Raw genomic sequence first — 10968 nt, 5'->3', positions numbered from 1 at the left:
TAAACCCCTACCCTTGAAAGGGCCCCACCTTCCCCTTTAACCACTTCTGCAAGAAGTCTATTGTTTACTTGCTTCCTCTACTGCCTCATCTCCCCTTGCTCTCTGATATTCTCCCTCTGCTCTCATTCCACAATTTTGTAGAAAGTAAGTGATGTGTTGCCGTAAACTTTCTGGCGGCAAATTTCCCAAAGGGGAATCTCTGGCGGTGTCCAACCTTGTGAGGCGTGTTCAACTGCGATTTCGCCGCTAGGAGCTAAAAGTTGATGGTGAGCGATCGCTTCTAATACTGGCTGGTACAATCCACTGGCATAAGGTGGATCAAAGTAGATTCTGTCAAATTGCTTGCCTGATAAAGTCTTTAACTGCTGGGTAATATCTCCCCGTGATACCCGAAATTCCTGGTCGGCATTAGCTACCTGCTGCCAATTTTGTTGGATGGTGGCACAGGCTCGGCTCGATTGTTCAATTCCCACTACTAAGCTGGCTCCTCTACACAAAGCCTCTGCGCCCATTGAACCACTACCGGCGCACAAATCTAGCCAGCGACAACCTGCAATTTCTCCTTGCCAAATATTGAAGACTGCCTCTCTTACCCGCGCACTAGTGGGTCTAGTTTCTTTCCCTGGTAAAGTTTTTAGCTGCCGATTACCGTAAATTCTCAGGCTCATTGGTTATTAGTCATTGGTCATTAGTCATTGGTCATTGGTCATTAGTTTTAGACAAAGGACAAAGAACAAATGACAAAAAGAATATTAGGCAGGAATTTTTTCGCGGACTTGAGCAACGAAATTAGACAGGATTTGCAATCCGATATTAGAGGATTTTTCGGGGTGAAATTGGACTGCCATCAGGTTTTCATGGGCGATCGCAGCTGTGATGGTTTGAGTACCGTGAGTGATGGTTGCTGCACGGATTAGCGGGTCTATTGGGTCAACATAGTAGGAATGGACAAAATACACCCAAGGATCTGATGGTAAATGCTCCCACAAAATACTTTTTGGTTGAGTCACTTCCAATTGATTCCAACCCATGTGAGGAATAGTGATGTCTGGTTCAGGGCGAAACCGCCGTACTTTTCCTTTGATAATTCCCAGTCCTGGTTGAGTACCTTCGGCACTTGATTCAAAGAGAATTTGCAATCCTAAACAAATTCCCAAAAAAGGTTTTCCAGATGCGATCGCATCTTTAATGGGTTGTTCTAAACCACGCGATCGCAGGTGTTGCACTGCTGGATCAAATGCTCCCACTCCCGGTAGGACTATAGCATCTGCTTGCTCTAGTTCCTTTGAAGAATAAGTAACTTTAGGAGTTGCCCCAGCTTTTTCCAAGCCTTTGCAGACTGAGTGCAAATTTCCCATCTCGTAATCTACGACCGCAATTACTGGCATTTACCTGCTCCTTGTAAATTTATTATGGAGGGTTTTTCTATTCTAAATAATATTTGTTATGAAGAAAAGAATTCTATTAACTTCTTTTGATATTTGGCTAAAGGATCAACTGTCAAATTCTTCTGATGATTTATTACTTGAAGTTACCAAACTGGATCTGATACAGCATGACTTAACTTTTTTACGCCAGTTACCCGTAGATGTGCAACTTGCCAGCACTCAGGTAATGGAAAAAATCAATGCAATCCAACCTGATTACATCATCTGTTGTGGCCAGGCAGCAAGCCGTACAAAATTAAGTGTGGAAGCAGTTGCTAGCTGGAAAGAAATTGTTTTGCAGACAGAAGTTGATTTAGAAAAATTAGTGGCGGGAGCAGTAGCAATTGACATTAGCCACGACTGTGGGAAATTTGTTTGCGAGGGTCTTTACTATTCAGTGTTGGACTACTTAAGCCAAAATCAACTCACGGCACGTTGTATATTTGTTCACGTTCCAATTCTCAATCCAGAAAATTTGATGGGGATTCTTGCCGATTTCGTATTAATTGTTAACAATCTGGCACTTTCATCAAGTTGTTAATGTCTGTATGGTGAAAGAAATATCTAAGTATATGTTGCCATTGTTACTAATTTTCCCAATTTTTCCAATTGCCCAATCAACTCCTGCTACGCCACCACCTGAAGAAGTCGTGCAACCACAAGAAGTACGTCCTTTAACAGGTCAATTGGATACAGTGCCAACCTTTAATAGCAATAGTCCAGAATTGGTTTTGAAAGAAGGAATTTTACTCTCGACTTTTCCAGCAGATGGCAAAAAAGTACCAACGGCACATCTGAATTTTGCCTTTCGAGGACGATTTGATATTTTTGCTCACCATGTTGCTAAAGCTGAACCAGCAGAGAATTTGCGTTCTCTTTATCTAGGGATAATTTTGCATAACCCTAGTTCGGAACCGGTGAAGGTAAATATTTGGCAAGCGGCGAGTTATTTGAGTCAACCGGATGCACCATTTATTCAATTACCATCCTTTAGCCAAAATCTTTTAGGTAAAATTTTTGCCGGGCCGGGCGATCGCGTTATGTCTGATGTACTTAGGGGAAAACGACAAGAGATTTTCCCTGCCCAAATTGAGATTCCATCTGGGCAAAGTCAGATGTTACTAAATTTACCAATTCCTGTGCAGGGATTGACACCACCCTTAAATGGTCGGTCTACGTTCATGCGACTGCAAAGTAATGGCACTGTCTATGCAGCTAGTCTAGCCATGTTTGCACGGGAGAATCCTGATGGCAGTGAGCGATCGCCTACTTTAGAAGAGTGGCAAAATTTACTCAATAATAGTGATGTGTCCGGGCCACGCGATAAAATCCCCACTCCCTTAGAAGAAACGGGTAAGCCAAGAATTTATGGGCGTGTTGCTGGAGTATCTGCTGGTTCACGATGGAGAGCCTTGTTAGTAGATAATCCTAAAGCCAGATACTTAACTATTCCCCAGGCTGGTCAAGCGTTTTCTTACGCTCTGAGTAGCCTACATGGCGGAACCTTAGGAACTGGTCAAATTCAAAGTGCGCCTATGCTGGTGCGCTATCCTGACACCGCATATCGCGCTCATGGCAACTATGGAATTCAATATAATCTCAAGTTGCCGCTATACAACAATACTCAAAGTCCTCAAACTGTGAGTGTATCCATACAAACACCACTGAAGGAGGATCAGTTAGTCAAACCAGGGTTACGCTTTTTTAGTGCACCAGCTCGTCAAGTATTCTTCCGAGGGACAGTGCGGGTACGTTATAGAAATGACCAAAATCAGCCACAAACTCAGTTTGTACATTTAGTGCAAAAGAGAGGTCAACCAGGGGAACTGTTAGTTTTATTAAAGATGAAACCAGGCGATCGCTCTTTGGTAGAAGTAGACTTTCTCTATCCGCCGGATGCTACACCACCGCAAGTATTAACAGTGTCAACTCAGGCTGAACCTCGATAATGAGTCATGGGTAATGGGTAATAGCTTTTCTCCAATTACCTATTACCAAAAAATATTAGTCAAGTTCGTGAGTACTACAAAAACGCCATCACCAAATAGACAAAATATTAAGAAATTTAACTACATAGAAGTGCTTTTCACCCCAAGTTTGTGTATTTAGGATGAATACTTATTCCGCTCTATGGGTTGCAATATAAATAGCAGACCATAGCAGGCAATAAAGGGACGGCATGACAACCGATCAAAAAATTAACCAAGAAACTGAGTTAAATTCGCTCCAGCACCTTATTGGAACCACGATTTTACTGGTAGAAGATGAGCCAGATATTGCAGATTTACTTACCTTCATTTTGGAAGCAGCAGGTGCAGAGGTGATGGCTTTAACCGATGCAGAAGAAGCCCTTGTTTTGGTCGAATCGCTTCATCCCGATATTCTGCTGTGCAATGTGAAGTTACCCGATCATGATGGAAATTGGTTAATTGAGCAAATTCGAGTGCATTCTTGCCCATCCCTAAGACAGTTACCTGCGATCGCTATCACTTCTTATACACGGGAAGTCTCAAGCTATAAAGCTTTAAATGCTGGTTTTGATCGATTTCTAGTCAAGCTTGAGAGTCCAGAAGAAATCGTAGGTGAGATTGCTCATTTGCTATCTACCGATGTTTAAATCTAACTATCCCGTTTTCATCTCATTTTTGAGACTGATTTTACCCAATAGGCTCTTGGAGCGTACAGCTAGCTGTACGCTCCAACAAAAGGCTCTACCTTGGAAACCATATAACCCTAAGTGGGTAGAGTGAGATGTTGGATATATTTGTTATTCTCGTTGAAAACCCTTTGCTGGCTTTTGTTGCCCCTTACCCTTGGGCTTAGATTTATTAACTTCTCCTAAAGCTTCCTGAAATAAGTTATGTAAATGTATGGGTACACTGGCAATGTCTGGCAACTCTGGCTCAAGAGGTTTGTGGAATTCTTGCAAAAGTGTATCCAAGTCACTTTCAAGCCTGAATTCTGGACGTTGCAAAAATGTTTGCAACACATTTTCTAATTGAGTTGGATACTGTTGTGCTAATCGATGCCAAATAAAGGCATTAATACTTTTATCTTCTAAGTAGTAGCGAACTAGTTTTTCCGCCCCTTGAACACTTTGCCAGTCGTCTGCCGATAAGATTGCTTGTACCTTACTATATGTTGGTAAAAACATTTGTCCCCAACGGGGATGAGAAAGAGCCGTTACCTGTTCTGCTTTCTTGAGTTCAGCAGGCAAATCAACCTTTGGCATCACCATTTTGCTCTTGCTGCTTTTGCTGTTAAACATCTCAGAGACGACGTTGGAATCAGCGCCGAACTCTTGTGCTGCGGCTTTTATTTCCTCATCGCCAATGCCAGCTGCTTCTGCCACTTCCGCCAGAGATTTAGAAGTATCAATTCCTGCGGCTGCAAAGGTTTTTTCAGTAATTACTTCTTGAAATTCCGCTATTTTTTTATTCAAATGGTATCCAGATAGTGTGATTTCATCAGTACCAAAAAAGTCCACAAACTGCTGATGATATTTTTCTACTGACTGCCAAGCTTCTTCTAGCAAGTCTGGAGCATCGCTGTAAAGATTACTTTTATAGTTTTCTTTGAAATTACCAATTGCTACAGCAAGTTTTGGTTTACCTAATTTACCCATTATTGTGTAGGGGCCAGATAACATCCAGTAGCTATCAGTAACGGGAGAAATGCGAGTGAGCAAGATTTCTCCAACTTTCAACCGAGATATTGCCTGTAATGTTTGAGTATTGTTTGGCTTGACGATATAGCGTTTATCTGTCAACCAGTTCGTCAATTCAAAGCCATCAGGTAGAATATTCGTTATGGCAAATAAGCCAATAAAACTATGATGCCAACTGTTAATCAGGCTGCGATCGCTTTCTTCTAAATCTGGATGGCTTTCGATAAACAACTCTAATGGTGACTTATCACCGACTTTCCCGGCTGTCAGAAAGCTATCGATGGTTAAGTCCTGCTGTGTATTATCCCCACTTCCACGGCGCAACTGTGCTGCTGCATAAGTTTCTAGTGCTTGTGCCAGTTCGCCTTCAGCATCAAGGACAAAATCAACTAAGGCTTGTTTTAATTGGTGCGATCGTTCTAATATGACATCCACAAGTTAATCTCTCAGTGCAACAGATGTAGATTATAGCGTTTGAGAGAATTACAGTATCTAGCAATAGCTAGATTCATGCTCACGAAACAAGCAGCCTAACTTTTAAAAGCAACAAATTCAATGTTAGTTCCAATATATTTAAAGGGCGTGTTTTCACTCAGCCATTGGTCTACAGATTCAAAAACGTGGTAGTTGGCGTATGAAACACTATTTTTAGGTAGAAGTTGCCGATGCCAAAGGTCAAGCAGTTCAAAGTTGGTTTGCTTGAGGAGGTCTTTCACCATCTTTTTGGAATACAAGCGGTCGTGATAAAAGTCTCCCCACAAATGAGCTAAACGCTGAGTCCAAGAAAAGTAGTAGGGAAGGAAAAAACAAAAGAAAAGACCTTCTGGTTTTAACACTCGATGAATCTCACCGAGAGAAGCAAGATCATTGGGAACGTGTTCAAGGACTCCAAAACTTAAGATGACATCAAAGCTTGCATCGCTGAAGGGAAGTAAATAAGGATGTTCTAGGGGAACAACCGTTAGGGATGCTTTCTCTATAATGGGTGTAGTCTGACCAAAAGCTGAGTCACCAGTACCAGTACCGCGCACATCACAACTGGTTATTTGGACATCCATTTCACGCATTAGAAAAGAAATATGCCCTTTACCACACCCCCAATCCAGAACGCGTATTTTATTTGAGCTTGTCTTAAACCAATACTCAGAAAAAACTTTTACGTAGTCGGTCAGATAAAGAAAAATGTTGTGAGAGGCTGGGTTTCTTAAGAAAGCATGGGTATCTATATTTCCTGCTAAGTTAATAACTTGCTGATTTAGAGGTAAGCGTTTCTGGAAATGAGTGCGTCTTAAATCAACCAACCTTTCGCGATTGTGCATGGAATTACTGGCTTTTTGAAAGTTCGTGTTATTAAATAGTTACAAGCTTTAGATAAGTTTAATAGTATTGATTGCTGGCCTTGTCAAGGAGTGATACCATTTCACTTTAATAATGATACAAATACGTGGGTAGGGGTTTAGCACTGCTCATTGGTGTCAACTTAAGCTAGAAATAGCTTCGCTGCGGGCTTCATAACCCGCCAGAGAATTCATTCTCTGGCGGACGTGCGGTTTCGCGTNNACCCCTACAAAAAATCTATATGTATCAAGATTTTTGTGAAATGGTATGAGATAGTTTTTTTACGAGTAATCGAGCAGACTCCTAATGAAACGTGGTTTATTACTGTTAAGACAGTCATAAACCACGTACTAAACTTGATATTACCTTTTACCTTTTAATAGAGACACGAAATTTCAAGTCTCTATTCATCGTCGAAATCATCTTCGTCGTCTTCCTCTTCTTCCTCGTAATCGTCGTCGTCTGCTACTTCATCGGCGATTAATTCATCTTCGTCATCTAGAACTGACCTTTCTGCACGTCTGCTGCCAAAACCCGATTCCCCAAGAGTCGGAGAATCTAAATTATAGGTGCGAGCTGTGCGGTCATCTAAGACCATATCCAAGGGATCATCAACTTCATCTAAGACACTACTGCTAATCTCAGCAGCATAATCATCGATCGCTCCTGGTTCTTCATAGGTATTGTAACCAGTACCAGCCGGAATCAATCGCCCGATAATCACGTTTTCCTTTAATCCGCGCAACCAGTCAGATTTGCCTTCGATGGCGGCTTCAGTAAGTACCCGTGTTGTCTCTTGGAAGGATGCGGCGGAAATAAAGCTGTCGGTGTTCAAGGATGCTTTGGTGATCCCCAACAATACTGGGGTATACTGTGCCCTAGCACCGCCTGTAATTGCCATCGCTTCGTTCACCTGCTCAACTTGGCGCAGTTCCACCAATTCGCCGGGAAGCATAGTGGTGTCACCACCATCATCAATCCGCACTTTGTTGGTCATCTGGCGAACAATCACTTCAATGTGTTTATCGGAAATATCAATCCCTTGAGACTGATACACCATTTGCACTTCATTCACCAAGAATGTCTGTACCTTCTGCAAGGCAATGCTGGCACAAGCATAGATTCCGTCTTCGGAACCCAGGCTAAAGAAGATTTCCAAAATTTCGTGGGGATTGGATGGGCCATCAGTTAAGGGTTGTCCGGCCAAAACATAAGATCCATCGGGGACAATCAAATTTTGTCCTGGGCCCAGAGGATAATCTGTGACCACGCCATTTGATTCTACGACCTTGATGGCGATCGCTTCATCACCATCGCCGTAAACTACCTTAACTTCTCCTCCCCGTCGGCATAGAATGCACGCTTCTTTCGGTTTCCGAGCTTCAAGTAGTTCCTCAATCCGGGGCAAACCTTGAATGATATCTCCGGTTTTGGCGCGTTCAAACACCAGCAACACCAAGTTATCACCCCGTTGCACTAAATCGCCGTCTTCTATCTGCAACACAGCACCAGGGCTGACTCGATAAGGGCGACCGATGCGGGTAGTAATAACGTAGTTTTTAGTACTCAAAGCTGACTCTCCACCAGATGCAGCAGCGGCACTCTTGATATCCACTACTTGCCCTGATTCTGGGGCAAAAACTCCAGGAGCAACTTCTGTACCTTCTACTAGCAAGTCACCCACTTTCACCTTGGGCTGAGTACTAGTATTAATGGGAAGCCTGTCAGCGTCGCGCAACACCAAACAGCGACGCACGTTTTCGGTTCCTTTTTTAACGCCCCGCACTTCTCCACCTTCTTTACACAAAATTTGGGTACGTGCGACCACAGAACCGGGGGCAATGGTTAACCCATCATGTACCTCAAGTGTTGTCTGGGTGCTACCTTGAGTAGCATCGGCGGTAATGTCTCGACGAATTACCAAGGATTCCAAAATTACCAGTTGTAAACGTTGAACTTCTGGGTCTTCAGTATCCTGTACCAATTCAATATCTGCTGCTAAAGGTGAGGCATTGTGGTCTTGTTCCCCTTCTTGCTCAATTTCCAGCACAAGCTGGGTTCGCAGCAGTTCCACACCTTCAACAGATTTGACGCGTTCTGAATCTTTGTAAGGTAGTCTTTGCACAGCTCGCAACTGAATCGATCGCCCGGTTTCTTGACTTACCGATGTGGTTGATGGCACATCTGGATTATCCGGTACGGCAAATTCAACTACTGGACGACTCAACAGGGCGGGCCCTTCTGGTGTTTCTACATACTGGATATAACGCAATTCTGTAGCAACATTGCCTTGGAATTCCTCACCTGGTTGGATGAAGGTGTTATCTCGCCCGATAACTGATTCTGGATCGTCCACCATCAGCAGTTCCCCTGGCTTCACCACCACTTCCCGCAGGATGTCGTTTTTCTGGGTGACTTCTACCACACCGCTGTTTTGACAGAAGATATCTTTTACTACCTCAGTGCCAGCTTCTACAAACTGACCATCTTCCACCAACAGCAAGGAGATATCTTTATTAACTTCGTGGCTTTCTTCGGGAATCCACAACAGAGTACCACCCTGCACAACTTCATAACCCAGCTTGGCTTTACCTTTTTTCTGGACTTCAACACCCGCGAATTTCAGGAATCCACCAGTGGTTGTGCGATAGCGGTCATCAATTAACTCAGCTACTACTTGACCATTTTGCACTTTTGTGCCCGGTGTAGCTCGGAGGTTAAATACTTGGTTGTTGCCAGTGGAGACTAAGTAGTTATTGCGACCTTGGGAACTTTGGACTGTCACCGTTGCCTGGTCTAGGACTACAGAAGCGGTGATAATCTCAATTTCTCTGGTACTCTTACCTGGAGTAGCTTCGGGCAAGCGCACCACACCGCCGTGCAAACTAGTTAATTTAGTTTCTGCTAAAACTCCATTAGAAGCGATCGCATCACCATTTTTCACCACCAATTCTGCACCAGGCGGCAAGTTGTAAACTTCTCCAGACAAAATCCAAATCAAGCCACCGCGTGCGGCTGTGGTTGTGGTATTACCTTGACGGTCAGTTTTTTGTTCTGGAACTACTTCGGCAAATTGGACTTCCCCAGCTAAGTCGGAGGCAACATCTTTAACGGCTTTTTCTGTATTAGTCCGAGTTGTGCGTCCACCAAGGGCAACCTCTGCCAATAACTGACCTTGTTTTACCTTATTTCCATCAAATACATATAATGTTGAACCTTGGGTAAGATGAACCTCTTGGTTATCTGGGGTAACATCACCTACTTTTGTTGGTTCCAAAAGCATGATGCCATTAGCTTCAACATAGAGTGCATCTTCCCCGTGGCGGGTACGATACGTTCTGGTCTTCAATTTGCGGGGAAGTTTGACAGTCCCATCAATTTTAGAACGAACTTGTTGCGCCACTTCTCCAGTGAACACCCCACCTGTGTGGAATGTCCGCATGGTTAATTGAGTACCAGGTTCGCCGATACTTTGGGCGGCAATAATCCCCACAGCTTCGCCCAAATCTACCATCTTGGCGTGTGCCAAACTCCAGCCGTAGCAGTGTTGACAGACAGAACGTGCGGCTTCACAAGTTAGTGGCGATCGCACCACAACTTCTCCCACCCCAGATTCTTCAATTTTCTTCGCCAAATCCTCAGAAATTGGGGAATTGCGGGCGGCAATCACTTCTTTTGTGACCGGATGCACCACATCTTCGCCAATTACTCGTCCCATCAAGCGGGTCGCCAGAGGAATCAGGGTTTTGGCACCTTCTGTCATTGGTCGAATGCTAAGACCTCTAGTGGTGCCGCAGTCAAATTCCCGAATAATCACATCCTGGGATACGTCCACCAAACGGCGAGTCAGATAACCGGAGTCAGCCGTCCGCAAGGCAGTATCCACCAATCCTTTTCTGGCACCGTAAGACGAAATAATATATTCCGTTACAGTCAGTCCTTCACGGAAGTTGGTTTTGATCGGCAAATCGATAATTTCCCCTTGAGGATCTGCCATCAGTCCCCGCATCCCCACCAATTGCCGCACTTGAGAGATGTTACCCCGTGCCCCGGAAAATGCCATCATATATACGGAGTTCAGGGGATTAGTCTTCTTGAAGTGAACGACGACTTCATCTTTCAAGGCTTCACTAGTACCGTTCCAAGTATCGATTACCTTTTGGAAGCGTTCTACTTCAGTGATTTCTCCCCGTTGATAACGGGTTTCAGTAGCGCGAATTTCTTCCTCGGCTGCTTCTAAGAGCAATCGCTTAGTTGGTGGTATCATCAAGTCATCTACACTGATGGAAACCCCGGCTTTGGTAGCGTAGCGAAATCCCAAATCTTTCAATTTGTCCGCCATCACTGCGGTTCGCGCTGTACCATAATTCGTAAAGGCCCAAGAAATTAATTTTTGCAGTTGACTTTTGTTAACTACGCGATTGCGAAAAATCATTTTTTCGTTAGTCATTAATCATTAGTCCTGAGTCATTGGGCATTGGGCATTGGGCATTGGGCATTGGGCATTGGGCATTGGTAATTGTTCCCTATGCACTA

General features: G+C 43.8%; 8 protein-coding genes. 3 read left to right on the top strand and 5 right to left on the bottom strand.

What is annotated here, in order from left to right:
* Positions 1–122 precede the first annotated feature (122 nt).
* Both rsmD and hisH read right to left on the bottom strand, forming a co-directional pair.
* On the bottom strand, positions 123–668 hold the full coding sequence (gene rsmD, locus A4S05_RS20870; protein ID WP_069071720.1) for a 16S rRNA (guanine(966)-N(2))-methyltransferase RsmD: 546 nt from the start codon (positions 666–668) through the stop codon (positions 123–125).
* Positions 669–752: 84 nt separating this feature from the next.
* Complete coding sequence (gene hisH, locus A4S05_RS20865) at positions 753–1388, bottom strand: imidazole glycerol phosphate synthase subunit HisH (protein WP_069071719.1); 636 nt, start codon at positions 1386–1388, stop codon at positions 753–755.
* A 58-nt stretch (positions 1389–1446) separates the two neighbouring features.
* On the opposite strand from hisH, the gene A4S05_RS20860 reads away from it, so the two are divergent.
* The 3 genes from A4S05_RS20860 (at position 1447) to A4S05_RS20850 (ending at position 4044) form a co-directional block, all read left to right on the top strand.
* Positions 1447–1968: a pyroglutamyl-peptidase I family protein gene (locus tag A4S05_RS20860; RefSeq protein WP_069071718.1), complete on the top strand. Its 522-nt coding sequence runs from the start codon at positions 1447–1449 to the stop codon at positions 1966–1968.
* 31 nt (positions 1969–1999) lie between these two features.
* The gene (locus A4S05_RS20855) at positions 2000–3376 is read left to right on the top strand and encodes a DUF3370 domain-containing protein (RefSeq protein WP_069071717.1); all 1377 of its coding nucleotides are present in this window, start codon (positions 2000–2002) and stop codon (positions 3374–3376) included.
* Between the two features lie 230 nt (positions 3377–3606).
* Positions 3607–4044 carry a response regulator gene (locus A4S05_RS20850; protein WP_069071716.1) on the top strand — a complete coding sequence of 146 codons (438 nt, stop codon included), beginning with the start codon at positions 3607–3609 and terminating at the stop codon, positions 4042–4044.
* Positions 4045–4194: 150 nt separating this feature from the next.
* On the opposite strand, the gene A4S05_RS20845 is transcribed toward A4S05_RS20850, so the two are convergent.
* The 3 genes from A4S05_RS20845 to A4S05_RS20835 form a co-directional block, all read right to left on the bottom strand.
* Positions 4195–5529 (bottom strand): hypothetical protein, encoded by a 1335-nt coding sequence (locus tag A4S05_RS20845; protein ID WP_069071715.1) that lies wholly within the window; start codon positions 5527–5529, stop codon positions 4195–4197.
* Positions 5530–5624: 95 nt separating this feature from the next.
* Positions 5625–6413 (bottom strand): class I SAM-dependent methyltransferase, encoded by a 789-nt coding sequence (locus A4S05_RS20840; RefSeq protein ID WP_069071714.1) that lies wholly within the window; start codon positions 6411–6413, stop codon positions 5625–5627.
* Positions 6414–6835: 422 nt separating this feature from the next.
* Positions 6836–10882: a DNA-directed RNA polymerase subunit beta'' gene (locus tag A4S05_RS20835; RefSeq protein WP_069071713.1), complete on the bottom strand. Its 4047-nt coding sequence runs from the start codon at positions 10880–10882 to the stop codon at positions 6836–6838.
* Positions 10883–10968: the final 86 nt, after the last annotated feature.

It is taken from the genome of Nostoc sp. KVJ20, assembly GCF_001712795.1.
Lineage (GTDB): Bacteria > Cyanobacteriota > Cyanobacteriia > Cyanobacteriales > Nostocaceae > Nostoc.
This window is presented reverse-complemented; position numbering and strand designations above follow the sequence as displayed.